Genomic DNA, 25,336 nt, shown 5'->3' on the forward strand with positions numbered 1-25,336 from the left:
GAGCGCCGTACGGGCCGGTGCGGGCCCGCTGTTTGATCGAGGCTCTTGCGCTGCTGCGCGGGCTCCGCCTCCGTCGTGTTGATCACAGGCTCTGCGCATCAACCACGACAGGAGCATTCATGCCCACCAAGACGCTGCGGATTCCCACCATGGACGGCCAGGCCGACGCCTTCGCCGCCTTTCCCGACCACGGCGAGCGGCACCCAGGGGTGCTGATGTACGCGGACGGCTTCGGCATCCGGCCCGTGCTGCGGGAGATGGCCCGCGAACTGGCCGGGCACGGCTACTACGTGCTCGTCCCCAACCTCTTCTACCGGCACGGCCCGGCACCACTGGTCGAGCTTCCCGAGTACATCGGAGAAGAGGTCCGGCCCCAGGTCATGGCCCAGTTGATGCCCCTGATCGAGGCGCACACCGCCGAACGTGTCCTGCGCGACGCCGACGCCTACCTCAGGTTCCTCACCACCCAGCCCGAGGTCGGCGCCGGACCGGTCGCGGTGACCGGCTACTGCATAGGCGGCCTCCTGGCGATGCGCACCGCCGCGGCCCACCCCGGCCAAGTGGCCGCCGTCGCCGCATTCCACGGCCCCGTGGGCGTCGATGGGGCCAACCTCTTCTCCCGGCTCACCGCCCAGGTCCACCTCGGCCACGCCGAAGGCGACATGACACCCGAGGCCCTCGGCGAGCTCAACCAGGCCCTGGACGCCGCAGGTGTCGGCTACACCTCCGAGATCTACCCCGGCACCGTCCACGGCTTCACCATGTCCGACACCGACGCTTTCAGCGCCTCCGGGCTGAAGCGCCACTGGGATAGCCTGCTCCCCCTCCTGGACCGCATCCTGGCCAACAGCTGAGGCTCCAGCCCGGAAATCAAGCCTGAAACGGCCGCGACAGCAGGCGGCATGGCGGGCCACACCGAGGTCTCCATGGCCGTGGCCCGCTTCTATCGCGAACGAGACTTCCGTGAAAGCCAGGTCGCTTGCGAACCCCGATCCTCCGCGGTCGCAAACGACCTGGCATCCCGGCTCGTCAGCGGCCCACCATCTGACAGCCGCAGTGCGACAGGACACCGGATCGGCCCTTTCCGTCGGAGGCGGTCGCCTTGGAAGGCATCGCGCCCGCCGATCCCGAATCTCAGCCGGCCTGGACCGCGCGTTAGCCTCGGCGGATGATTCCTGCACGGCAACCGAGGATGATCACACGCCACCGCGACGGGTGGATCTACGCCTACGTGGTGGACTCCGGCGTTCTCGGGGCGCTGGAGCCCGCCGCGGTGTTCCGGCCGCGGCCCGGCGACGAGGTCGTGCAATCGGCAGTCCGGCCCGATCTGGAGCGAGTCGTGTATACGACGCTGAACGGCGTCGTCTGCCTCACGCGCGCCGGTGCCCCGGTGTGGGCATCGAACTTCGAGCCGCATTCCGACCGGCCTCATGGCCACCGGCCCGGCTGTGCGCTGTCCGCGGACGGCCGGACCGTGTGGGTCTACCGGCCGGACGTGATGGCGGGACGCGGGGGCAAAGACCAGTGGGTCGTGCACGACGCCGGCAGCGGGGCGGTCCTCGCCCGCCGTGAGCTGGAGGCCGTCGGGCACGGCGCCGGCCACCACGTGCACCCCGTGGACGGCAGCATCTACCTCGACATCGGTGAGGGTCAGGACGGCTCCGTCATTCTTCGGGGTACGGCCGGGGCCGACGGCGAGGCGGAGTTCGTGACGTACCCGTGGCGGGATCGCTGCCTGATCGACCTGGCGCCGGACGGGCAGCAGTTCATGACCGTCGACCACGGGCAGGCGGACGTCGCCTTCCACCGCCATCCCAGCGGGGACGTACTCTTCACCCTGCCCGTCGAAGCCTTCGGGTTCGACCCGGAGGAGACCTTCGTCGAATGGAGCGGCGGCTACCTGACACCGGACCTGGCCGTCGTCACCCTGGGCGGTGAGGGCCAGGACGAGGAGGAGTGGTTCCGCCACCACCTGATCGACGTACGCACGGGCACGCTCAGCGGCGAGGTCGCCGTCGAGACGGCCAACCCGTACGAACTGGTGCCCCTGGGCGACGGTTCCTGGCTCACCGACGGCCCCGACGGCAACCCCGTCCGCTGGTCGCGCGCTCCGCTGCCGTCCTCACCCGCCGCGCCCGGAAAGCCTGATGGACGCTCCCTCCTGTGACTGAGCGCTGTGGACGGCCCCTGAGCGTTCTTGTCGGCCCGTCACGAGCCACGCAATGTCCTCATCGCGCTGCTGGGCTCCCGGCCGCGGTGGCATCGAACCCGTCACTAGGCTCGGCGGCATGACCAGTGATCACGGATTCACCTGCTCTTGCTGCGGTGCGCACCACCACGAGCTGCCGATGAACTACACGGCCGAGGCCCCGGCGGTGTGGGATCCGGCCTTCGCCGGCGCCGACGACTGCCTGCTCTCGTCCGACCAGTGCGTGGTGCGCGGGCAGCACTACTTCGTCAAGGGTTTGATCGAGATACCGGTCATCGGCAGCGACGAGGTGTTCTCCTGGGGAGTCTGGGTCTCGCTCAGCCGTGAGAACTTCTCCCGCGCCGCGGACCTGTGGGACACCCCTGGCCGCGAGTCCGAGAAGCCGCACTTCGGCTGGCTCACCACCGAGCTGCAGGCCTATTCGCCCACGACCCTCAACCTGAAGACCCATGTCCACACCCGCCCGGTCGGCGAGCGACCCTACGTCGAGCTCGAGCCCACCGACCATCCCCTCGCGGTCGAGCAGCGCACGGGAATCACCCTGGACCGCGTGCGGGAGATCGCCGCGGCCGTGCTCCACTCCGACGGCAGCGAGCAGCGGTGAAGGCAGGCACCTCCGTATCGCCGGTCCCCGTCGCACCAAGTGGCCTGAGCCGCAGAGCCCGGAATTTCGTCGAGGTGCACGGCATCCGTGTTCCCCGGCAGGGCATCCGGCACCACCGCGATGCATGGCTCGGGCACGGGATCCCCGCTGCGGAGATCGACCGGGCCTCGGCCTTCCAGGACCGCTGGGGCGGCCTCGCCCTGCCGCCGGCCCCGTTCTACGAGGGCGGCCCGCGCATCCTGGCCGTCGGCTGTCCCGAGGGCTCGGCCGCGGAAGGCTGGTCGTTCCCGGCTGGGGGCTGCCGGGTGTCCATGGCCTACGGATTCATGATCGGGCCTGAAGGTGAGTTCGGGATCGATGCCTACCGCTGGACACCCTTGCATGCCGGCACAGACGGATGGGTGGAATCGTTGGCGCTGGCCTTTCACGCGGGACGCTGGGCAAAGACAGTCACAAAGATCACCGGAAGTGCTGTCGAGTCCCTGGATCTGAACGGGTACGAGCCGATACCTGAAGTACAGGGCATCACCGACACCTGGTGGCGCGGTCAGAACTCGCTCATCGCCATCTACCGCGGTGAGGCCGTCGGCCTTGACGCACCTCGATGCCTTGAAGCTCACGTGTACGGCGGCCTCGACGAGTGGGGCCTTCGCGGCGGCTGACGCAGTCCCAGGGCCTGCTGGCCCCGGTGGAACCGCTACCTGCGACGATTCGCCGGTGAGCTATGACCTTGCTGTGTGGGACGGCGAACGTCCACTCGACAACCATCAAGCGGGTGCGACCTACGACGAGCTGTACGAGCGCTACCTCGAGTCGGACGACGTCGTGCCCCCGGCGCCACGCATCGTCGCCTACGTCGAAGCTCTCGTGGAGCGATACCCGGACGACGTCGATCGCAGTGTCGTGTGGGCGTCGTCACCGATCCTCGATGAGGCATCGGGTCCGGTCGTGTACCTGCTCATGTCCTACGGAACGGCTGAGGAAGTCTCCGAGTACGCCGCCTCGCTGGCTCGTGAGCACGGTCTCGTCTGCTTCGACCCGCAGGGCGAATGCCTCCGGCCGTGAGCTGCCTGTTTTTTCAGCGGGCGGACCAACTTGTGTCGACGGTCACGCAATTCCCCAGGGGGTGTGGTCACGTAATTCCCCAGGAACTGGTGAGAGAGCGCGGAGCGTTTGCCCTGCGGCCGCAACAAAATTGTTCGACGGCACAGGCCCGGACGGGCCATGATCCACACTCGTGACGGCGACGAAGCGGTTCCTGGTCGAGGCGGCTGCCCGCAACAACGCAGAGTGGTGTGCGGTGATGAGCCGATCGCACGGTGTGGGCAGCGAGTTCGGTCGGCAGGCATGGTCCGCTCCGGTCCGGACGCCGCTGTACTACCCCGACGCGGTGGCGCTGGTGCCGGGTGCCGATGAGGCTGCGCTGCTGACCCGGATCGATATGGGGGTGCCCGGCGCCTGCGTCAAGGACAGCTTCGCCGACCTCGACCTGGCGCGGGCGGGCTTCCAGGTACTGTTCGACGCGCAGTGGATCCACCGCCCGGCGGGCGCTCCGGCCGCCGCTCCGGACCTTGCCTGGGACGCGGTCCGCAGTCCAAAGATGCTGCGGGCCTGGGCGCTCGCCTGGGACGGCGGGGCGGGCAACGCGGACCTGTTCCGGCCTGAGTTGCTCGACGATCCGGCCACCTTCGTGCTTGCCGGTCGCTCCGCTGACGGTCACGTGGCCGCCGGGGCGGTGGCGAGCCGCAGCGACCAGGTGGTCGGGATCTCCAACGTCTTCGCGCGGGAGGGTAGCGGTGACGCGGTCTGGCCGGTGGTGCTGAACGCGGTGCATGGGCTGTTCCCCGGCCTGCCCGTGGTCGGCTATGAGCACGGTGAGGACCTGAATGCTGCCATCCGCCACGGGTTCGAGACGATCGGCCCGCTGCGGATCTGGCTGCAGAGCTGACCGACTGTCGACGGTCAGCGTTTCCGCAGGGACTGTGGTCATGTAACTCCCCAACTCTGTTGTCGTTTGGGTTACTTAACTGGGGGCTCGGTGGGGCCCTTGGGCCGCTTGTTGGGCCGGCAGCTGGGGCCGTTCATGATCACCTGGTGGCTGGCGTTGATCAGCCGGTCCAGCAACGACTCGGCGACGACCGGGTTGGGGAAGAGGGGATACCAGTCGCTGGGCGCCCGGTTGCTGGTGATGATCAGGGACCGGGCCTGCCGTTCGGAGACGAGTTCGTAGAGGTCGTCGGCCTGGGGTGCGGTCAGCTGGCGCATGGCGAAGTCGTCGAGGATGAGCAGGTCGGGGCGGATGAGTTCGCGCATCCGCTTGTCCCAGGTGCGGTCCGCGTGGCCGCCGGCGAGCTCGGCCAGGATGCGGCTGGTCTTGGTGAAGCGGACATTGGCTCCCTGGCGGACGGCCTGGTGGCCGAGCCCCTGGGCGACGTGTGTCTTCCCGACGCCGACGGGTCCGAACAGGATGACGGACTCGCCGGAGTGGAGCCAGCGCAGGGCCGCGAGGTCGCGGATCTGGGCGGCCGGCAGCTTCGGGGAAGCGGTGAAGTCGAAGCCCTCCAGGGTGGCCTGCTGCTCGAACCTGGCCTTGCGCAGGCGGCGTTCGAGCGCGACGCTCTCGCGGCGGCTGATCTCGTCCTGGCAAAGGACCTGGAGGAAGTCGAGGTGCCCGAGTTCGCCGCCCTGGGCCTGGGTGAGGCGGGCGTCGAGGGTCTCGAGCATCCCGGACAGCCGCAGTGTCTTGAGCGAGTCGCGCAGGGCGGTGGTCATCACGCTCATCGGGCGGCCTCCTCGGCGTCACCGCGGTCCTGGTCGTCGTGGACATCGCCCGGCATCTGGGTGGGGACGGTGGCGGCGAACAGGCCCTCGGGCCCGTGCAGGAAGGCCGCGGCCCCGGCATCGCCGGTCTCCGGTTCCGGGTCGGTCTCGGTGCCGGCGACCAGGATGCCCTTGACGGTGCGATAGGACGGATCAGCGACCGAGGCCGCCTTCCGGCAGGCGGCCTCGAGTCTGGTGTCGCCGTACTTCTTCCGCAGCCCGAGGACCCCCTGGGCCGCGCGGAGCCGGTAGAGGGCGTTGACCTCCAGCAGCTGGTCGATCACTTCCCGGCAGGCGTCGCCGACCTGGGATGCCTGGCCGCGGCACCAGATCGGTGTCCTCATCTGGAAGGCGATCTTCTCGGGCGGGTAGTCGCCTCTGTCGGTGCGCTTGCCCTGCTCAAGTGCCGCATGGGTCTTGACCAGCTCGCCCTCGTGGAAGATCTGCACCATGGTGGCGGTGGAGCGGACATCGACGCGGCGTCCGATCAGCTTCCAGGGCACCGAGCAGAGAGTGCGGCCGACCTTGACGTGGATGTCCGGGCCGACCATCGCCCTCGACCATCTGGCCGGCACGAACGGCTCGGGCGGCAGGGGCAGCAGGGCCTCGGCCTGCACGTGCTCGGTCGAGGTGAACGTCCGCCCGCTCCAGAACGAATCGCGGACATAGGGCATGGGCCGCTCCACCCGCGGCTTGCCCTTCGGCTTCGAGGCGCGCGCCGGGTCCACCAACGTGCCGTAGTAGGCGGCGAGTTCGGCATACGACTTGTTGACCTGCGGGTCGTAGAGATCCGGCTTGTCCACCCCGGTCTTCAGGTTGTCCGGCACCAGACGCCGCGGGACACCACCGAAGAAGCGGAACGCTTCCACGTGCGCGAGGGTCCAGGCGTGCTGGTCCATGTGCACCACCGGGCGCACGAACATGTGCCGTGAGGCGGGCAGCACCATCACGAACGCCCAGGTCCGGTGCCGCTTCCCGCCGGCCGGGTTGATCCACTGCCCCAGGAAGCCGTAGTCGATCTGGGCCTCCGAGCCCGGCTCGACATCGTCCCGCAGCACCGTGACCTTGGAGCGGGCCGCCTCGTCGGGCAGGTTCTCGTGCACCCAGCGGCGGAACGTCGACAGCGACACCGTCGCCTTGCCTTCGTCCCGCAGGCGTTGGTGGATCGTGGTGACCGTCGTCGTCTTCAGCAGTTCCTTGACGTGGTCGCGGTGCGGTTCGATCTCTGCCCACCTGACCTGGTTCAGCTTCCGGCCGGCCAGCTCCGGGAACCAGCTCTTGAGCAGCTTGGCCCAGTCCGTCTCGCTCATGGGCGGCCCGCCCGGGGTGATCCCGGCCGCCTCCGCCGGCGCCAGGTACTTCCTGATCGTCTTGCGGTCCGCCCCCAGCGAGGCGGCCACCTGGCTCTTGGAGCGGCCCGCGTACCAGTGCACGTAGATCTCGACGATGTCGACCACGGTGAACGTTCTCCTTGCCATCCGGTGCGTCCGTCGGCCTCTCGGCTCGCAGGTCGAGGGACCGCGACGACTCCGAGAGGTCCCAGGTCCTCAACCCGGCACCGGCATGCCCATGGGGAACCCGAACGATTCACAGGGAGTGACCCGTAGCTACTCAAGCCACCCTGAACAGGGAACAATGCGCCAGTTCGAGCGCGGTCGGCGGCATCCCCGGTGGTCAGCGTCCCGGCGGGGAGTCGTGACCACGGGGGTGGGGAATTACGTGACGCTGATCGTGCAGATCGTGGGGAATTGCATGACCGCTGACACTTCCTGAATTTCACGGCAGAGCCCCTCCCCGGCACCGCCGCGTCGGCCGCGCGGACCCCGTCCGCATCGCGGTCCGCCCCGCCTCCCGGGCACACCTGAGCGCCCGCGTACGTGACCTTCGCTCCCGCAAGGTCAATACTTCAGACAAGAGGACTTCAGTCGGCCCGCATCCGACCACCCAGCAGACCCGACGGCCCGCCATCAAAGTCAGCGTCAAGTCAGCATCAGTACCGTCACAGCCCGCTTCGGGCCGCTGCGGACCGTCAAGATCGAGAACTTCCCCTACCTACTCTGACCAGCAAAAACGCAGGTGGAAGACCCATCTGCCAAGCCCTCTAGGAGGCACCCGTGAAGATGCTGATCAATGTGCCGGAGACCGTTGTCGCGGACGCGTTGCGTGGGATGGCGGCGGCTCATCCCGAACTCGCGGTGGATGTGGAGAACCGGGTGATCGTCCGGCGGGACGCTCCCGTGGCCGGGAAGGTGGGTCTGGTCTCCGGCGGCGGATCGGGGCACGAGCCACTGCACGGCGGGTTCGTGGGCCCCGGGATGCTCTCGGCGGCCTGTCCCGGCGAGGTGTTCACCTCCCCCGTGCCCGACCAGATGGTGCGGGCGGCGGCGGCCGTGGACAGCGGGGCCGGGGTGCTGTTCGTCGTGAAGAACTACACCGGTGACGTGCTCAACTTCGACATGGCCGCCGAACTCGCCGAGGACGAGGGCGTCCGGGTCGCGAAAGTACTGGTCAACGACGACGTCGCGGTGACCGACAGCCTCTACACCGCCGGCCGGCGCGGCACCGGGGCGACGCTGTTCGTGGAGAAGATCGCGGGCGCGGCGGCCGAGGAGGGGCAGCCGCTGGAGCGGGTGGAGGCCGTGGCCCGTCAGGTCAATGAGAACTCCCGCAGTTTCGGCGTGGCCCTGAGCGCCGTCACCACGCCCGCCAAGGGCAGCCCCACCTTCGATCTTCCGCCCGGCGAGCTGGAGTTGGGCATCGGCATCCACGGCGAGCCGGGCCGGGAGCGGCGGCCCATGATGACCTCGGGCGAGATCGCCGAGGCCGCCGTCGACGCGATCCTCCAGGACCTCACCCCTCGCAATCCGGTCCTGGTCCTGGTCAACGGCATGGGTGCGACCCCGCTGCTGGAGCTGTACGGCTTCAACGCCGAGGTGCAGCGGGTGCTCGGCGAGCGCGGTGTCCCCGTCGCCCGGGTCCTCGTCGGCAACTACGTGACGTCGCTCGACATGGCCGGTGCCTCGGTCACCCTGTGCCAGATCGACGAGGAGCTGCTGCGGCTGTGGGACGCGCCGGTGAACACCCCGGGACTGCGCTGGGGCGTCTGACGGACACCGGGGTATCGGTTCACAGTGCCTATCTCGCAAGGAGTTCCAGTGCTCGACGCCGAATTCTTCCGCCGTTGGATGACGGTGACCGCCGCGTCCGTCGACCGTGAGGCGGAGCGGCTCACCGCCCTCGACTCGCCCATCGGTGACGCCGACCACGGCAGCAACCTCCAGCGCGGGTTCACCGCGGTGCGGGCCGCGCTGGAGAAGGAACCGCCCACCACGCCCGGCGCAGTCCTGACCCTGTCCGGGCGCCTGCTCATCTCGAGCGTGGGCGGCGCGTCCGGGCCCCTGTACGGGACACTGCTGCGCCGCACCGGCAAGGCCCTCGGGGAGGCCACCGAGGTGAGCAGGCAGCAGTTGGCCGAGGCGCTGCGCACCGGAGTGGACGCGGTCCGGCAGCTCGGGGGCGCGGCGCCGGGCGACAAGACGATGATCGACGCCCTGGTACCCGCGGTCGACGCGCTCGGTGATTCCTTCGCCGCGGCGCGGGCCGCCGCCGAGGAGGGTGCGGTGGCCACGACGCCGTTGCGGGCCCGCAAGGGCAGGGCCAGTTACCTGGGCGAGCGGAGCATCGGGCACCAGGATCCCGGGGCCACGTCGTCGGCGCTGCTGATCGCCGGCCTCGCCGATGCCTCCGGCCCCGCCGGAGGCGCGGAGGCTGCCGATGAGTGAGGGGAAGCTGGTGGGGATCGTCCTGGTGTCGCACAGCGCGCAGGTGGCGGCCTCGGTCGCCGAGCTGGCGACGGGCCTGGCCGGCGCCGGTACCGCGGTGGCCGTCGCCCCGGCGGGCGGTACGGAGGACGGAGGTCTCGGTACGAGCGCCGAACTCGTCGCCACCGCGGCGGCGTCCGTCGACGGCGGCGCCGGGATCGCCGTCCTGGCCGACCTGGGCAGCGCGGTGCTCACCGTGAAGGCACTGCTCGCCGAGGGCGACGAACTCCCGGAGCACACCCGACTGGTGGACGCGCCGTTCGTGGAGGGAGCGGTGGCCGCGGTGGTCACGGCAGCGACGGGAGCGGACCTCACGGCGGTGGAGGCCGCCGCGGCGGATGCATACACGTACCGGAAGGTGTGAGGGTCGGGCTTCGGCGCGGTCGCCGTTCACCGGTCGCCGTTCACGAACTGCCGGGCGAGCCTCTCCCCCGTCGTCACCGCCGCCCGGCGGTCCTCGACGGGGGTCACCCGGCTGTCCCTGAACACGATGTAGGTGACACCGGAGGAGGTGCCGCCGCCCCGCGGGTCGGGATCGATACCGAGCGCGCTTCGGCCGTCGCGCAGGACGCCTCACCGAGGATGCCCGCGGGTCCGGTGTCGCCGACGACCGCGTACTGCACCCGGTCGCGATACACGACGGCCACCACCGAGCCGCCTCGGACGCCGTGCGCCCGGTGGTCCCAGAGCACGCTCGGCGCCGGCACCACCACGAAGGGCAGGGTCTCGGATTTCAGGGGGCGGCCGTCGGACTGTGTGAAGGCGGTGGCGGCGGAGAAGTGCGGGTCGGTACGGGTGTTGCGACGAACACCCGGCTGTCCGTCGCAGTCGATGTCCATGTCGGCCTCCCGGAACACGACGTCGCGAGTGCCGCACACCGGGATGGTGGCGCGGGCGCCCAGGTCGCTCCGGTGGTTGCCGTGGGAGACGGGGGTGCAGTCACGCACCTCGGCCAGCAGGTCGGCGGCGCTGACAGTGCCGGCAGTGCTGCCGGCGTCCTCCTGCTGCGCGGCCGGTTGTTCCATGCGGGCCTGGGACGAGGTGTCGTGGAGCGTCGCAGGGGCGAACAGGGAGACGCCGGCCACGGCCAGTGCGAGCGACTGGACGGGGTTCACGGTGTGCGGGCCTCTCGCAGGGGACACTGACGAGCACTCGGCCAATCTCATCCCGGAGTGGTGCCGCGGCCACCGAGGCAGGGCCGTACGGCGCACCTTCGGCCGCCTCACAAGGGCCCCGCCACACCCTCTTGATGTGGTCGCGTCAGCCACGCCATATTGGTACGGACCATTTCACCGTTCCCTGTGCCCTTCGGGAGGCAGAGCCGTGCGAGGCGTTCCTGTTGCCGTGCCCCCTCGCCGGCGTGGCACGCTGCGCGGGGTGCTCCTTGGCACGCTCTGCGGCGGACTCCTGTTGATCGTCTCCTGCGGTGGGAGCGGATCCGGGAACGGAAGCGGGAACGACGGCGAACGGCCGCCCGGAGCTCCGACGGGTGTCACGGCCGAGGCCGGCAGCGCCACCAGCGTGCATGTCATGTGGAACACCGTCGCCGCCGCGAGCGCCGAGGTGAGCCGGTACGAGGTGTATCAGGGCGCCACAAAGGTCAAGGAAGTGCCCGGTTCCGAACACATGGTGGATGTCACCAGGCTCCGGCCCGCCACCACATATGCCTTCACCGTGCGGGCGCGGGACACGGACGGGCGGCTCGGACCGCGCAGCCGGGAGGTCCGGGCGACGACACCCGCGGCCACGGCGGCCGACCGGTCCGCGCCCAGCCGTCCCACGGACGTCCGCGGCACAGCGGCCGGCAGCCGGGCGGTGCAGCTGTCCTGGTCGGCCTCGACGGACGACCGGGGCGTGCTCTCCTACGACGTGTACCAGGGAGAGACGAAGATCCACAGCGTCGGCGGGGGTCAGACCGCCACCGTGCTGACGGGGCTGCGGCCGGGCACCCGCTACGCCTTCACCGTCCGGGCTCGGGACGCCGCCGACAATCTCTCCCCCGCCGGCGCCCCCGTCCGCCTCACCACACCGGGCCGTGACGACGGTCGCGCCACGGCGCCCACCGGCTTCCGCGCCACGAGTCACCGCTTCGAGGGGGCGTACCACATCGGCCTCAGCTGGGTGCCGCCGCGCGTGGACGGGGTGATCACCGAGTACGAGGTGCGGCTGGACGGCCGCGCGGCCACCTCACTCGTCTACGGAGGGGACGCACCGCGCGACCGGGCGACGTACAGCTTCTACGCGGGCGAGGAGGCGGGGGTCACCCATCGGGTCCGGATCCGGGCCAAGCTGCCGGACGGGACCTGGGGCGGTTTCTCGGCGGAGCGCACGGTGACGACGGGCCCGCGCCGCTGAGCCCGTCCTCGTCCGGGCGACGGCAGTCGTCACCTGCCCGGCGGCGGCCGGAATGCGCCGCGGGCCGGGTGCGCATTGGCTGGGCCCGTGGCAGCACGGGCGTTCCCCGATCCTCGGCGGCGCAAGGGATGTACCGCCAGCCGTGCCGCCGGAAGGCAGTTCACATGCGCTATTCGAAGCCACTGCTCCGTTCCGGTCTGACCGTGGCAGCCGCCGCCGCGCTGCCCCTGACCCTGGCGGGCCCGGCCGCCTCGGGCCCCGGAATCTCCGTGAGCACCACCGGTTCGACGGTCTCCGTCACCACCACCGCGTGCGCCCAGCTCAACGGCAGCTGGGGCACCGCCTCGCTGCTCGACGGCGGCCAGTCGAACTTCTCCCAGGGCCGCCAGGTGGCGCTGTCCGGGACCGGCTCGGGACAGTCCGCCGCCTGGTCGGACGTCGGCTCGGGAACCCACACGGTGATCGTGGTGTGTTCGAACGGGACCACCGCGGGCACGCAGTCCGTCGTCGTCGCCGCCGATCCCGCTCCCAGCCCGGCGGTCTCCGACCCGCCCTCGCCGACCCGCGGGGTGATGGGCGGCATCGGCGGCGGCTCCACGGACTACGGCACGGTGACACTGGTGGCCGGCGGCGCGCTGGTCGGCACCGGTCTCCTCGCCACGGCCTGGTACCTGCGGCGGCGCGGCAAGCCGAACCGCCTCTGAGACGGCGCCGGCCGCCATCACGTCCGACGCGCTCCGGTCGGGCGGTCGGCGTCACTTCCCTCCGGAACCCGATCCGTCCGGTTCCGCACGCCCGGAGCCGGACGGATCCGTGAGGGCGGAGCCCGGCGAGTCGGTCGGCTCGGCCCGCCCGGTCCGCTCGTTCCGCCCCGCCCCCTCGGTGTCCGGCAGCTCCGCGAACTCCGTCAGCGCGTGCTCGAGCCACCGGGTCCAGAAGGTCTCCAGGTCGATGCCCGCCCGCAGCACCAGATGCCGGAGCCGGTCCTCCCTGCCGTCCCTGCCGGGCGGGAAGTCGCGCTGCTCGATGTCCTTGTACTCCGCCAACTGCCTTTCATGCAGCTCCAGATGGCGTCGAAAATCTGCCTCGAGCCCTCCGGTGCCGACCACCGCCGCCGCCCTCAGCCGCAGCAACAGCGCGTCACGGAGCGGTTTGGGGTCCTGCGAGGCGGAGGTCCAGCGGGCCAGTTCGGCGCGGCCCGCCGGCAGGACCTCGTAGGATTTCCTCTGCCCGCGGGCGGGCTGTTCGGCGGACAGCGCCCGGATCAGCCCCTCTGCCTCCAGTTTCCCCAGCTCGCGGTAGATCTGCTGATGCGTCGCGGACCAGAAGTAGCCGATCGACCTGTCGAAGCGCCGGGTCAGCTCCAGTCCGGACGACGGCTTCTCGAGCAGGGCGGTGAGGATGGCGTGCGGGAGTGACATGGGATCGATCCTAGGGACGGAATGCGCCGCTCTACAGGGCCGCCGCCAGCTCCGTGCCCTGCTTGATGGCGCGTTTGGCGTCCAGTTCGGCGGCCAGGTCGGCGCCGCCGATCAGGTGGACGGCGTGCCCGGCGGCGACCAGTTCCTCGTACAGGTCGCGGCGCGGTTCCTGGCCGGTGCACAGGACGATCGTGTCCACCTCCAGAACGGTGCTCTCGCCGTCGACGGTGACATGCAGACCGGCGTCGTCGATACGGTCGTAGCGCACCCCGGGGACCATGGTGACGCCGCGGTGGCGGAGTTCGGTGCGGTGGATCCAGCCGGTGGTCTTGCCGAGCCCCGCGCCGACCTTGGACGTCTTGCGCTGGAGCAGGTGGACGGTGCGCGGCGGGGCGGGCCGCTGGGGTGCGGTAAGACCGCCGGGCGTGCGGTGCTCCATGTCGACGCCCCACTGACGGAAGTACGTCTCGGGGTGCTCGTGCGCCTTGTCGCCGCCGTCGGTGAGAAACTCGGCGACGTCGAAGCCGATGCCGCCCGCGCCGAGGATCGCGACCCGGTCGCCGACGGGGGCGCCGTCGCGCAGCACGTCGAGGTAGCCGAGCACGCTCGGGTGGTCGATGCCGGGGAGGTCGGGCACGCGCGGGCTGACGCCGGTGGCGACGACGACCTCGTCGTGGCCGGTGACGTCGTCGGCCGTGACCAGGGTGTCCAGGCGTACGTCCACGGCCAGTTCGGCGAGCCGGGTACGGAAGTAGCGCAGGGTCTCGTCGAACTCCTGCTTGCCGGGGACCTTCCGCGCGACGTTGAGCTGGCCACCGATCTCGCTCGCGGCGTCGAACAGGGTGACCTCGTGGCCGCGTTCGGCGGCGCTGACGGCGCAGGCGAGCCCGGCCGGGCCGGCGCCGACGACCGCGACGCGCTTGCGGTGCCTGGTCGGTGACAGCACCAGTTCGGTCTCGTGGCAGGCGCGCGGATTGACCAGGCAGGAGGTGATCTGTCCGCTGAAGGTGTGGTCCAGGCAGGCCTGGTTGCAGCCGATGCAGGTGTTGATCGCCTCGGACCGGCCGTCCGCGGCCTTGGCGACGAAGTCGGGGTCGGCGAGCATCGGGCGGGCCATCGACACCATGTCGGCGTGTCCCTCGGCGAGCAGTTCCTCGGCGAGTTCGGGGGTGTTGATGCGGTTGGTGGTGACGAGGGGGACCGAGACCTCACCCATGAGCCGCTTCGTCACCCAGGTGTACGCACCGCGGGGTACCGAGGTGGCGATGGTGGGGATGCGGGCCTCGTGCCAGCCGATGCCGGTGTTGATGATCGTGGCGCCGGCCGCCTCGACGGCGCGGGCCAGTGCGATCACCTCGTCCAGGGTCGAACCGCCGGGGACGAGGTCCAGCATGGAGAGCCGGTAGATGACGATGAAGTCCTCACCGACCGCCTCGCGCACCCGGCGGACGATCTCGAGGGGGAAGCGCGTCCGGTTCTCGTACGAGCCGCCCCAGCGGTCCGTGCGCCGGTTGGTCTGCTCGACGATGAACTCGTTGATCAGATAACCCTCGGAACCCATGATCTCGACGCCGTCGTAGCCGGCCTGCCGGGCGAGGCGGGCGGTGCGGACGTAGTCGTCGACCGTGCGCTCGACCTCGGCGTCGGTGAGTTCGCGGGGTGTGAAGGGGCTGATCGGCGCCTGGAGCGGGCTGGGGGCGACCAGGTCCTGGTGGTAGGCGTACCGGCCGAAGTGCAGGATCTGCAGGGCGATCCGCCCGCCCTCACGGTGCACGGCCTCGGTGACGGTCCGGTGCTGCTCGGCCTCCGCGTCGGTGGTGAGCTTCGCACCGCCCTCGAAGGCCCGCCCCTCGTCGTTGGGTGCGATGCCGCCGGTGACGATGAGTCCCACGCCGCCGCGGGCACGGGCCGCGTAGAACTCGGCCATGCGTGTGAAGCCGCCCTCGGCCTCCTCGAGGCCTATGTGCATGGAGCCCATGAGGACCCGGTTGGGCAGGGTCGTGAAGCCCAGGTCGAGGGGGGTCAGCAGGTGCGGGTATCGGCTCATCGGGCCCTCCGTGCGCGGTGTGGTGCCTCTGTTGTAGAGGACGCGCACCTGTTTGTGCAACTAGTTGCACAAACAGGACGGAGGGCGCGGTGAGCCGGCGGCGCGGAGGACCGTCGGGGTGTCCGTGCGCGCCGCCGTGCCCCGGCGGGTCACCGGCTTTCGAGGCGGATGTGCAGTTCCTCCTCCTGGTCGCCCGAGACCGTGCTCAGATCGTGCACCGTGAACAGGGAGTCCAGGGTGGTGCGGAACCGGTCGACGGCCCAGTAGCCGCCGTACACGTCGGCGTCGACCGACGACGACAACCGGGCCGGGCGGGCGCCGCCCTCCTGCGGGGCGGCGACGTCGAACGTGCCGAGCCACACCATCGGGCGGGTCTCGTGGAACTTCTCCGGTACGTCGTCGGAGCACCGGTCGGACGTGAAGCACGCGCACAGCGTGTCGAAGACGATCCGCGCGTCATGCTTGTCGCACCCGCTGATCTCGACCGAGACGGATTCCGGGTGCGTTCGTTCACTGCCCATCGTGATCGCTCCTCTCGTCGCCCCACCGGCTTCCCCACCCCTCCCCGGGGAAACACCGCACGCGCGGGAGCACCACCCGCGCACCACCGGCGTGCCCGGGGGATCGCGGGGCACCCGCCGGATGAGAGGAAGAAGGTGACAGGAGACGGTCGGAGCGGCGGAAAATCGCCCCCACGCGCGGTAGAACAAGGGATGACGGCACCGCGACGGCGTGCCGTGAGAATCGGCGAAGGCGGGGCGTGCGATGAGTTCAGCCGAGTCACCCCTGATCGAGGGCGGCGGGGCGGCACCGGGGCCGGTCCGTCCCAGCGGGCTGCTCGACGTGCTGCGTGTGGCCTCGGTGGTGCTGGACCCCGAGGGGCGGATCGTCCTGTGGAGCCCCCAGGCCGAGGAACTGTTCGGCTACAGCACCGAGGAGGCGCTGGGCCGGTACGCCGCGCGGATCATGGTGGACGAGCGGTATCTGGACCTGGTGGTCAAGCTGTTCTCCGATGTCATGCGCACCGGGCAGAGCTGGGCCGGGGCCTTCCCCATCCGGCGCAAGGACGGCGGCACCCGGATGGTGGAGTTCCGCAACATGCGGCTGACGGACGACCGCGGCGCCGTCTACGCCCTCGGCCTCGCGGTCGACCAGTCGACCGTGCGCCGGATGGAGCGGGACGTGGCGCTGTCCACCCGGATCGTCGCCCAGTCCCCGATCGGGCTGGCCGTACTGGACACCGGTCTGCGGTACGTCTCGGTCAACCCGGCGCTGGAACAGATCAACGGCATGCCGGCCGACGACCATCTGGGCCGCACGGTCCGCGAGGTGCTGCCGCGGCTGGACGCCGACGCCGTCGAGGCCGCGGCGCTCCGGGTCCTGGACACCGGGAAACCGGTCGTCGACCAGTCCATGATCGGCCGGACCCCGGCCGACCCCGAGGTGGACCACGCCTGGTCGGTCTCGCTCTACCGGCTGGAGAACGCGCTCGGCTCGGTGCTGGGCGTGGCCGTGTCCGTGGTGGACATCACCGAGCAGCACCGGGCGGCCGTGGAGGCCGAGACGGCCCGGCGCCGGCTGGCCGTCGTCGCCGACGCCTCGGTGCGGATCGGCACCACCCTGGACCTGGAGCGTACGGCCCGTGAGCTGGCCGACGTGGCCGTGCCGGAACTGGCCGACGTGGCGGCCGTGGACCTGCTGGACGCGGTGGTCCGGGGCCACCGCAGCACCCTCGCCCCGGCCGAACCGGCGATGATCCGGGCGCTGGCGGTCCGGGGCGCGGGCGCGGGCGCGGACGACGCCCTGCGGGCGGCCGATCCGCCGGGCCAGGTGGCCCGGTACGGCCCGGACCGGCTGGTCACCGAGTGCGTACGCACCGGCCTGCCCGTGATGCTGCCGCATGTGAGGAACGAAGACCTCGCCCGCATCGCCCGCTCCGCCCAGGCGACCGAACTGCTGGGCCGGGCGGGTGTGCACTCGTATCTGGCCGTGCCGCTCATCGCACGCGGCGAGGTACTGGGCGCGCTCGACCTCAAGCGCACCGGCAATCCGCGGCCGTTCGACGAGGACGACCTGCTGCTGGCCCGGGAACTGGCCGCCCGCGCGGCGGTGCAGATCGACAACGCCCGCTGGTACCAGAGCGCCCGCGACGCCGCACTCACCCTGCAGCGCAGTCTGCTGCCCAGCCATCCGCCCGTCACGGGCGGGCTCGAGGTCGCCTCCCGCTACCAGCCCGCGGGCAGCATCAGCGAGGTGGGCGGTGACTGGTTCGACGTGATCCCGCTGGGCGGCGGCAGGACGGCCCTCGTGGTGGGAGACGTGATGGGCAGCGGCATCCCGGCGGCGGCCACCATGGGACAGCTGCGCACGGCGACGAACACGCTGGCCTCGCTCGGCCTCGATCCGGCGGTGCTCCTGGAGCACCTCGACCGGATCGTCGGCGGTCTGGAGGATGCCATCGCCACCTGTGTCTACGCCGTCCACGACCCCCGTGAGCACCAGTGCCTGATCGCCAACGCGGGACACCTGCCGCCGGTACGGGTACGGGCCGGCGGCACCCCGGAACTGCTCGATCTGCCCACCGGGGTGCCGCTGGGTGTGGGCGGCGTCAAGTTCTCCACGACCGCCGTCGGGATCGAGCCGGGCGACCGGCTGGTGCTCTACACCGACGGCCTCGTCGAGACCCGCCGGCACCCGCTGGACCAGCGTCTCGACCGCCTGCTCACGCTGCTGCACGGCCCCGACCGCTCCCTCGAGGACATGTGCGACCTGCTGCTGCGTACGCTGCACGAGCCCGACAACTTCGACGACGTGGCCCTGCTCATCGCCCGCGCGACGACTTTCGTCGGTACGGAACGCGCGGGCGGTCCTATGGTCTGACGCCGATCACGACATGGGCGTACTCCTCCTCGGACGCGGTCCGGCGGACCCGCAGTCCGGCACCGGTGAGGACGGCGGCGGCCCCGGGAGCCTGCCGGCGGCTCGTCTCGACCAGGAGGCACCCGCCGGGCGCCAGCCAGTCGGGTGCCCCTGCGGCCACCCGGCGCAGCACGTCGAGTCCGTCCGTGCCGCCGTCGAGTGCGACGCGCGGCTCGTGCTCGCGGGCCTCCGGCGGGAGCAGACCGATCTCGCCGCTGGGCACGTACGGCACGTTGGCCGCGAGGATGTCGATCCGGCCGCGCAACGCTGCGGGCAGCGCCTCGAACAGGTCTCCGACGTGCACCTGTCCGCCGGCGTCCGCGACATTGCGGCGGGCACAGCGCACGGCGACCGGGTCGATGTCGGCGGCGTGCAGTTCGACCGAGCCGAGCCCGTCGGCCAGCGCCGCGCCGACGGCGCCCGAACCGCAGCACAGGTCCACGACGACGGCCGCGTCGGGCGCCTGGGCGAGCGCCTGCGCCACGAGGAACTCGGTACGGCGCCGGGGTACGAAGACACCGGGGGTCACGGCGATCCGTCGGCCCCTGAACTCGGCCCAGCCGACGACGAGTTCGAGTGGAAGCCCGCGCACCCTGCGCGCGACCATCGCGGTCACGTCGTCCGGGGTGTGCGCGGCGGCGAGGATCAGCTCGGCCTCGTCCTCGGCGAAGACACAGCCCGCGGCGCGCAGCGTGGCGACGACGGAGTCCCGGTCGGCGGGCGCGGAAGGCGGGGTGGGTGGCGGTCCGGCAGGCGGCGGCCCGGCGGGCTGCGATTGGGCGGGCTCCGGCCGGACGGGAGAGAACCGGCGAGAGGACTGCGGGACGGGCGAGGGAGACGGGGACGACATGGCGGCAAGAGCCTTTCGGGAGCCGAAGGGCGCTCCCGCGGTCACCTACTGCGGGTGATCCGCTTCGCTTCGAGGTGAGAGCACCCGACCTGACACAGCGGTAATGGGTCTCACCTCCCCGGGCCGTCGACGGCTGGGACCGTCCGCAGCCGGGTCGCCACACTACCCGACGACGCTGCCGGTCGTACGGCTTTTTCCGTCCGGCGCGGTGCACACGGTGTGGCGGGACCGAGGCCGGTGGGGAGGCCTGGGGCGCGGGCGGTTCGGCCGGGGGCCGACAGGCGAGATCGGTGTGCGGGTGTTCTCCGGCACCCCGTACGGTTGAAGCCGGAAACACCGGAAACATCTGAGCACCACTCGCAACGGAATCGCCGATCACGTGAACATCACCCGCGGCTTCACCGGCCGCCCCCGCGTGGACCGTCCCGGTCTGCCGCCCGGTCAGTACGACGCGGGCGACGAATGGCCCGTGCTGTCCGCCGAGGTCACCCCCGACCTCGCGCCCGCCGACTGGACGTTCCGGATCGACGGGCTGGTGGCCGAGCCCCGTACGTGGGACTGGGAGCAGGCGCACGCCCTGCCGGCCTCGGCGTACGAGGGCGCGATCCACTGTGTGACGGGCTGGTCGAAGTTCGGGGTGCGGTTCGGCGGCGTCTCCCTGGACACCTTCATGGATCTCGTCCGGCCCGACGGGTCCGCCACCCATGCCGTCGCCTACTCGCACACCGGCTACACGGCGAACCTGCCGCTCGCCGACCTGACCGGCGGGCGGGCCTGGATCGTTTGGGAGTACGACGGCCGGCCGATCCCGCCCGAGCACGGCGGCCCGGCCCGGCTGATCGTGCCGCACCTGTACTTCTGGAAGAGCGTCAAGTGGATCGCGGGCCTGCGGATCCTCGACCACGACGAGCCGGGTTTCTGGGAGGGCAACGGCTACCACGCGCGCGGCAATCCCTGGGAGGAGCAGCGGTACTCCGGTGACTGAGCGAGTGACACTGCCGCAGGGGCCGAAGGGTTCGGCTCCGCCCGCCCGGTTCGCCCCGCCGACACGGTTCGCCGTGCCCGGACGCATCGGCGTGAGCCAGCAGACGGCCTCGGTGTGGCGGACGGCGACACTGACCGGGATCCGCCGCGAGACCCCGCGCGCCGCGACCTTCCGCTTCGCCGTGCCCGGCTGGCCGGGGCATGTGCCGGGTCAGCACCTGCTGCTGCGGCTGACCGCCGAGGACGGCTATGTGGCTCAGCGCCACTACTCGATCGCGTCCGCACCGGACGACTTTGGGCACATCGAGCTGACCCTGGACCATGTGGCGGGCGGCGAGGTCTCGGGCTGGTTCCACTCGGTGGCCCGGCCCGGTGACCGGGTCGAGGTGCGCGGCCCGCTGAGCGGCTTCTTCGCCTGGCCGGGCGACCGGCCCGCGCTGCTGCTGGGAGCCGGCTCGGGTGTGGTCCCGCTGATGTCGATGGTGCGGCACCACAGGGCCCGGGGCCTGTCACTGCCCCTGCGGCTGCTGGTGTCGGCGCGCAGCCCCGAGGAACTGATCTACCGGGGTGAGTTCGGCGCGGAGACCCTGCCCGTGTTCACCCGGAGCGCGCCGGAGGACGTGACCGTGGGACGTATGACGGCCGCACATGTGGCGCCGCTCCTGGCCGACGCTCCCGAGGATGGGTGGGAAGCCTATGTGTGCGGTTCCAACTCCTTTGCCGAGCACGCCTCCAGGCTGCTTGTCGCGGCCGGCCAGCCCGTGGACCGGATCCGTATCGAGCGCTTCGGCTGACCCGCGCCGCGCAGGGGCCGCCGCAGGACGGCGGCCCCATCGGGCACAAGCGCTTTCTGCACCCTTCACCTGTGCGCCTCCGTTCTCGCATCGGGCGTGGACGGAGCCCCGCACGTGCTCTGGCGACTGCTCCCGCGGCCCACGTACGGTGTGATCGCTTCGTACTGTCTCCGTGCAAAGGCGGTCCCTCATGGCCCTGTTCGACCTACCGCTCGACGAACTGCGCGAGTACCGGAGCGCCTCCACCGTCCCGGAGGACTTCGACGCGTTCTGGTCCAAGACGCTCGCGGAGGCACGCGAGCACGACCTGGACGTCCGCTTCGAGCCGGTCGACACGGGCCTGTCCACGGTGCGGGTCCTCGATGTGACGTTCGCCGGTTTCGGGGGCCACCCGGTCAAGGGCTGGCTGACGCTGCCCGCCGGGGCCGAGGAACCGCTGCCGCTGGTCGTGCAGTTCATCGGCTACGGCGGGGGTCGCGGTCTGCCGCACGAGCATCTGCTGTGGGCGTCCACGGGCCGGGCGCACTTCGTGATGGACACCCGCGGCCAGGGCAGCGCCTGGGGCGCCGGCGGTGGTACGGCGGACCCGGTGGGCGGCGCGCCGGCGTACCCCGGGTTCATGACGCGTGGCATCGACGCACCCGAGAACTACTACTACCGCCGGGTGTTCACGGACGCGGTGCGCGCGGTGGAGGCGGCCCGCGCACACCCGCTGGCCGACGCGGCCCGCACCGCGGCCGTCGGCGCGAGCCAGGGCGGCGGGGTCGCCCTCGCGGTGGGCGGCCTGGTCCCGGACCTGGCGGCCGTCGCTCCGGACGTGCCGTTCCTGTGCGACTTCCCGCGTGCCGCGACGCTCACCGACCGGCACCCGTACCGGGAGATCGGTCTCTTCCTCAGGACGCACCGGGGCCGCACCGAGGACGCCCTGCGCACCCTGTCCTACTTCGACGGCGTGCACTTCGCCGCCCGCGGCCGTGCCCCGGCGCTGTTCTCGGCGGCCCTCGAGGACCAGACCTGCCCGCCCTCGACGGTCTTCGCCGCCTTCAACGCCTGGACGCACGACGACAAGTCCATCGAGGTGTACGACTTCAACGACCACGAGGGCGGCGGCCCCTTCCAGGAGGCGGCCAAGCTCCGCTGGATGCGCTCGCACGTCTGACCTCGCGAAAGTGCGCGGCCCGTACTCCGGCAGGGCAGTCGGCCAAAGCCGGGGAACAGGCCCGATCGGCTCCTTTCTGTATCCATATGGTCGCCAAGAGTGGCGGCGCTGCGGGGGCGCCCATAACGTCGGGATCATGAGGAAATACCAAGTCACGTGCCTTAGTTGCGCCATCGCGCCTCTCGTCGTCGGCATGGGCGCCCTCGCGCCGGCCGCCTCCGCCCGCAGCGGATCCGAGCAAGTGGTCCGTCCGGACCAGTCCATCCAGGAGGCCGTCGACGCGGCCGCCCCCGGAGCCACCATCGTCCTGACGCGGGGCACCTACCGCGGAAGCGTCACGCTCACCAAGCCGCTGACCCTCCGGGGCGCGGGCGAGCAGACCGTGATCGTGCCCGGAAAGGACGAGGAGGCGGAGAGCGCGTGCGCCAAGGCGGGGGACGGCGTCTGTGTCACCGGCACGGACGAACAGCCCGTCACCGGGGCGCGGATCCAGTCGCTGACCGTCGAAGGGTTCAAGAGGAACGGTGTCACGGCCACGCGCACCGACCAGCTGGAGGTCCACCGGGTGACCGCCCGGGACAACGGCCAGTGGGGCATCGCGCAGGATCGTTCCACCCGCGCCTCGTTCCGCTACAACACCGCGAGCGGCAACGGCGACGCCGGGCTCTACACCGCCAACGTGTTCGAGGCTGACGCGGAGAGCAAGACCTTCGACTCCCGCGGCACGGTGATCAGCGGCAACCGCCTGACGGGCAACCGGATCGGCATGACCACCCGTCGGCTCAGGAACCTCACCGTCGAGCACAACGTCGTCACCGGGAACTGCGCGGGTGTCTTCGTCGTGCTGCCGCGCACGGTGGGCGACCTGACCGTCCGCCGCAACGCGGTCTACGAGAACAACGAGTACTGCCCCGCCGCCGCGCGCCTGCCCCACCTCCAGGGGGTCGGCATCGTCCTCGTCGGTACGGAGAAGGTGCTGGTGACGCAGAACGCGGTCCACGACAACGTGGGTGACTCCCCGTACTCCGGCGGGATCGTCGTGTTCGGCAGCATGGACGGCGTCCCCAACGAGCAGAACACAGTCCGCGACAACCTCGTCCTGGGCAACGGCCCGGCGGACCTGGTCACCCGCGACGAGAAGGGGAAGGACAACAAGTTCGTCAACAACGTCTGCCAGGTCTCCGAACCGGCCGGCGCGTGCTGACCGGTCGGTCAGCCTCTCCCGTCCCGCGGGGGGAGCCGCACGCCGAGCGGACGTAACGGCATGTGTGTGGCACGGCGCCCGGAACGGCGAAGGGCCGGCTCAAAAGGGCCGGCTCGGGGGAGGAACCCCTCCTCCGGGCCGGCCCTTCGCCGTTGGCAGGTTCCGCCCCGGGCTTCGCCCGGTGACGCGGCTTTCCCCGACGGGGCAGCGGCGTGGCTACCGGTAGCCGAGTGTCGTCATCATCCCGGACTCCGAGTGGTAGATGTTGTGGCAGTGCAGCATCCACAACCCTGGATTGTCCGCGTCGAAATCGGCTACCAGCTTGTGGTGCGGCAGCACCACGGTCGTGTCCTTGCGGGCACCGGGGGAGTCGCCGTCGGCCAGGCCGTAGGTGTGGCCGTGCAGATGGACGGGATGCCACATGTCCGTGCCGTTGAAGACGATCAACCGCACCCGCTCACCACGTTCGACCTTGTGGATGCGGTCCGGCGAATAGGGCCGGTGGTCGATGCCCCAGTCGAATTTCTTCATACCGCCGGTCAGGACGAGTTTGATCTGACGGTCGGGTTTGCGCCGGTCCAGGGCCACGGACTCGTGCGGCTGGAGCCGCCCGGCCGAAGCCAGCACGTTCCGGTTCAGCTCCGCCGGACGCGCGGACGGCTTCGGCGCGGCGCCGCTGCCCGCGCGCAGGACGGCCATCGCCGACCCGCCCTTCCCCTCGGCGAGCGCGGTGAGCGGGAAGACCCCGCTCTTCACGGTGACGAGCACGTCGTACCGCTCGGCCATGCCCAGGAGCAGCGAGTCGACCTTGTGGTGCCGTACGGGGAAGCCGTCGCTGTGGGTGACGGTGAGCTGGTGGTCCCCGAGCGCCACCCGGAACGCCGTCTCAGCGCCCGCGTTGATGATGCGCAGCCGGATGCGTTCGCCGGGCTTGGCCTTGAACTGCGTGGGGTCGACCGAAGTCCGCCCGTTGATCAGGTAGTACGGGTGGTCGACGCTGGCCGCGTGACCGCCGAGCAGTTTACTGAAGGCGCCCCTCAGCACCCGGTAGGTGCTCTTACCGCCGTGCGACGGCTCCGAAGGGTCGTCGTCCCCGCGCCCCGGCGCATAGGACAGGGGCGGCCCGTGCCCGACGTCGATGCCTCCCCGCGGACGGGAAGGCGAGCCGTCACCCTCGTGCTCGCCGTGCCCCGGGCCGTGCCCCATCGCGGGTCTGCCCTTGCGGAGCTGCGCGAACACGTCGTCCGGGGTCGAGCCGTTCACCCCGTCGAGCCAGTCGTCGAGCACGATGACCCACTCCCGGTCGTAGGAGAGGGGCTCACGGGGGTCGTCCACGATCAGTGGCGCGTAGAGACCACGGTCGATCTGCACGCCCAGGTGCGGGTGGAACCAGTATGTGCCGGGGTCCGGAGCGCGGAACTGGTACGTGAACGATTTGCCCGTGGCGATCGGCCGCTGCGTCACGTACGGCACGCCGTCCATGTCGTTGTTCAGGGCGATGCCGTGCCAGTGCACCGTGGTGGCTTCCGGCAGATGGTTGTTCACGGTCACCTTGAGCGTTTCACCTGCGGTGACACGGACCTCGCGCCCTGGCAGCTCGTCACTGTACGTCCACGTCCTGACGGTCTGCCCGCCCCCCAGGTCGACCGTGCTGGGAGTGGCCGTGAGGGTCAGCCCCCGTGACGGCCGTTCGGAGCTCGGAGTCTCTGCGGGCGGTGCCTGCGTGCCGTCCCGCAAAGGGGTGGAACGCGCGGCCTCGGCGCCCGGAGCACCCTCGACGCGGTTGCGGTCCGGTGCGCCGTCCGAGCAGGCGGCGAGCAGGCCGGATCCCACGGCGGCGATCCCGGCACCGAGTACGGTGCGGCGGGGTCGAGAAGAAGTCTGACGGTTGCGTTCCTGACTGAACATGGCCCTCCGGTCGGTCGCACACGTACCCACCCCTGCCCGCCAGGGCCTCGAGTGGGGTTGGACGCAGCGCGATCCAGCATGGGGCACAACACCCGAAACATCCGGTACATCCCGAATTGACGCCTATGACGATCTGATGTTCTCCCACCGCGCGGGGGTGGCTGAATAGCTGGTCAGGGCGGGGTGACGTGGTTTCAGGTTCACTGGTTCGGTCGCTGCCCGGTCGGCGTAGCGTTTCTCC

22 protein-coding genes and 2 pseudogenes are annotated in these 25,336 nt (G+C 71.0%); 16 read left to right on the plus strand and 8 right to left on the minus strand.

From position 1 onward, the window contains the following. Positions 1–119: 119 nt before the first annotated feature. From ACVW19_RS03945 to ACVW19_RS03970, 6 genes are all read left to right on the plus strand, one after another. Positions 120–854, plus strand: coding sequence for a dienelactone hydrolase family protein (locus ACVW19_RS03945; RefSeq protein WP_457456590.1), 735 nt, complete (start codon positions 120–122; stop codon positions 852–854). A gap of 314 nt (positions 855–1,168) precedes the next feature. Beyond that, the gene (locus ACVW19_RS03950; protein WP_457456592.1) at positions 1,169–2,167 is read left to right on the plus strand and encodes a hypothetical protein; all 999 of its coding nucleotides are present in this window, start codon (positions 1,169–1,171) and stop codon (positions 2,165–2,167) included. Positions 2,168–2,348: 181 nt separating this feature from the next. Then, positions 2,349–2,813 carry a DUF2199 domain-containing protein gene (locus tag ACVW19_RS03955; RefSeq protein ID WP_457456964.1) on the plus strand — a complete coding sequence of 155 codons (465 nt, stop codon included), beginning with the start codon at positions 2,349–2,351 and terminating at the stop codon, positions 2,811–2,813. Further along, positions 2,810–3,475 (plus strand): hypothetical protein, encoded by a 666-nt coding sequence (locus ACVW19_RS03960; RefSeq protein ID WP_457456594.1) that lies wholly within the window; start codon positions 2,810–2,812, stop codon positions 3,473–3,475. The genes ACVW19_RS03955 and ACVW19_RS03960 overlap by 4 nt, the downstream gene beginning before the upstream one ends. Before the next feature lie 55 nt (positions 3,476–3,530). Then, on the plus strand, positions 3,531–3,878 hold the full coding sequence (locus ACVW19_RS03965) for a hypothetical protein (protein ID WP_457456596.1): 348 nt from the start codon (positions 3,531–3,533) through the stop codon (positions 3,876–3,878). A gap of 172 nt (positions 3,879–4,050) precedes the next feature. Continuing rightward, complete coding sequence (locus tag ACVW19_RS03970; RefSeq protein ID WP_457456598.1) at positions 4,051–4,761, plus strand: hypothetical protein; 711 nt, start codon at positions 4,051–4,053, stop codon at positions 4,759–4,761. Between the two features lie 71 nt (positions 4,762–4,832). On the opposite strand, the gene istB is transcribed toward ACVW19_RS03970, so the two are convergent. Together istB and istA are read right to left on the minus strand one after the other, a co-directional pair. Further along, the gene (istB, locus tag ACVW19_RS03975; protein WP_457456600.1) at positions 4,833–5,594 is read right to left on the minus strand and encodes an IS21-like element helper ATPase IstB; all 762 of its coding nucleotides are present in this window, start codon (positions 5,592–5,594) and stop codon (positions 4,833–4,835) included. Beyond that, the gene (istA, locus tag ACVW19_RS03980) at positions 5,591–7,090 is read right to left on the minus strand and encodes an IS21 family transposase (protein WP_457456966.1); all 1,500 of its coding nucleotides are present in this window, start codon (positions 7,088–7,090) and stop codon (positions 5,591–5,593) included. Before istA ends, istB begins: the two co-directional genes overlap by 4 nt. A gap of 657 nt (positions 7,091–7,747) precedes the next feature. Here istA and dhaK point away from each other — a divergent pair. From dhaK to ACVW19_RS03995, 3 genes are read left to right on the plus strand one after another with little or no spacing between them, the layout of a single operon-like run. After that, complete coding sequence (dhaK, locus tag ACVW19_RS03985; protein ID WP_457456602.1) at positions 7,748–8,740, plus strand: dihydroxyacetone kinase subunit DhaK; 993 nt, start codon at positions 7,748–7,750, stop codon at positions 8,738–8,740. A gap of 48 nt (positions 8,741–8,788) precedes the next feature. Beyond that, positions 8,789–9,415, plus strand: a complete 627-nt coding sequence (gene dhaL / locus ACVW19_RS03990) for a dihydroxyacetone kinase subunit DhaL (RefSeq protein ID WP_457456604.1) — start codon at positions 8,789–8,791, stop codon at positions 9,413–9,415. Further along, entirely contained in the window at positions 9,408–9,818 is a 411-nt protein-coding gene (locus tag ACVW19_RS03995) for a PTS-dependent dihydroxyacetone kinase phosphotransferase subunit DhaM (protein WP_457456606.1), read from the plus strand. The genes dhaL and ACVW19_RS03995 overlap by 8 nt, the downstream gene beginning before the upstream one ends. Positions 9,819–9,844: 26 nt before the next feature. Here the strand turns inward: ACVW19_RS03995 and ACVW19_RS04000 are convergent. After that, positions 9,845–10,479, minus strand: a pseudogene (locus tag ACVW19_RS04000) (glycoside hydrolase family 75 protein). A gap of 298 nt (positions 10,480–10,777) precedes the next feature. On the opposite strand from ACVW19_RS04000, the gene ACVW19_RS04005 reads away from it, so the two are divergent. Further along, on the plus strand, positions 10,778–11,809 hold the full coding sequence (locus ACVW19_RS04005) for a fibronectin type III domain-containing protein (RefSeq protein ID WP_457456608.1): 1,032 nt from the start codon (positions 10,778–10,780) through the stop codon (positions 11,807–11,809). A gap of 164 nt (positions 11,810–11,973) precedes the next feature. After that, positions 11,974–12,513, plus strand: a complete 540-nt coding sequence (locus ACVW19_RS04010; protein ID WP_457456610.1) for a hypothetical protein — start codon at positions 11,974–11,976, stop codon at positions 12,511–12,513. Between the two features lie 171 nt (positions 12,514–12,684). Here ACVW19_RS04010 and ACVW19_RS04015 read toward each other — a convergent pair. The 3 genes and pseudogenes from ACVW19_RS04015 to ACVW19_RS04025 all read right to left on the minus strand — a co-directional run. Continuing rightward, positions 12,685–13,230 (minus strand): annotated as a pseudogene (locus ACVW19_RS04015) (PadR family transcriptional regulator); the annotation flags it as partial. A gap of 31 nt (positions 13,231–13,261) precedes the next feature. Next, on the minus strand, positions 13,262–15,277 hold the full coding sequence (locus ACVW19_RS04020; RefSeq protein ID WP_457456612.1) for an FAD-dependent oxidoreductase: 2,016 nt from the start codon (positions 15,275–15,277) through the stop codon (positions 13,262–13,264). A 149-nt stretch (positions 15,278–15,426) separates the two neighbouring features. Beyond that, the gene (locus tag ACVW19_RS04025) at positions 15,427–15,798 is read right to left on the minus strand and encodes a hypothetical protein (RefSeq protein ID WP_457456614.1); all 372 of its coding nucleotides are present in this window, start codon (positions 15,796–15,798) and stop codon (positions 15,427–15,429) included. A gap of 244 nt (positions 15,799–16,042) precedes the next feature. Here ACVW19_RS04025 and ACVW19_RS04030 point away from each other — a divergent pair, with 244 nt between their 5' ends. Next, the gene (locus ACVW19_RS04030; protein ID WP_457456616.1) at positions 16,043–18,157 is read left to right on the plus strand and encodes a SpoIIE family protein phosphatase; all 2,115 of its coding nucleotides are present in this window, start codon (positions 16,043–16,045) and stop codon (positions 18,155–18,157) included. On the opposite strand, the gene ACVW19_RS04035 is transcribed toward ACVW19_RS04030, so the two are convergent. Continuing rightward, entirely contained in the window at positions 18,147–19,046 is a 900-nt protein-coding gene (locus ACVW19_RS04035; protein WP_457456618.1) for a putative protein N(5)-glutamine methyltransferase, read from the minus strand. The genes ACVW19_RS04030 and ACVW19_RS04035 overlap by 11 nt on opposite strands. Positions 19,047–19,425: 379 nt before the next feature. On the opposite strand from ACVW19_RS04035, the gene ACVW19_RS04040 reads away from it, so the two are divergent. The 4 genes from ACVW19_RS04040 (at position 19,426) to ACVW19_RS04055 (ending at position 23,187) form a co-directional block, all read left to right on the plus strand. Further along, positions 19,426–20,031 (plus strand): sulfite oxidase-like oxidoreductase, encoded by a 606-nt coding sequence (locus tag ACVW19_RS04040; protein ID WP_457456620.1) that lies wholly within the window; start codon positions 19,426–19,428, stop codon positions 20,029–20,031. A 73-nt stretch (positions 20,032–20,104) separates the two neighbouring features. After that, complete coding sequence (locus tag ACVW19_RS04045) at positions 20,105–20,824, plus strand: ferredoxin reductase (RefSeq protein ID WP_457456967.1); 720 nt, start codon at positions 20,105–20,107, stop codon at positions 20,822–20,824. A gap of 190 nt (positions 20,825–21,014) precedes the next feature. Then, complete coding sequence (locus ACVW19_RS04050) at positions 21,015–21,983, plus strand: acetylxylan esterase (RefSeq protein WP_457456622.1); 969 nt, start codon at positions 21,015–21,017, stop codon at positions 21,981–21,983. A 136-nt stretch (positions 21,984–22,119) separates the two neighbouring features. Continuing rightward, positions 22,120–23,187 carry a right-handed parallel beta-helix repeat-containing protein gene (locus tag ACVW19_RS04055; protein ID WP_457456624.1) on the plus strand — a complete coding sequence of 356 codons (1,068 nt, stop codon included), beginning with the start codon at positions 22,120–22,122 and terminating at the stop codon, positions 23,185–23,187. Positions 23,188–23,403: 216 nt separating this feature from the next. On the opposite strand, the gene ACVW19_RS04060 is transcribed toward ACVW19_RS04055, so the two are convergent. Beyond that, positions 23,404–25,095 (minus strand): multicopper oxidase family protein, encoded by a 1,692-nt coding sequence (locus tag ACVW19_RS04060; RefSeq protein ID WP_457456626.1) that lies wholly within the window; start codon positions 25,093–25,095, stop codon positions 23,404–23,406. Positions 25,096–25,336: the final 241 nt, after the last annotated feature.

The sequence above is a fragment of the Streptomyces sp. TE5632 genome (assembly GCF_054061295.1).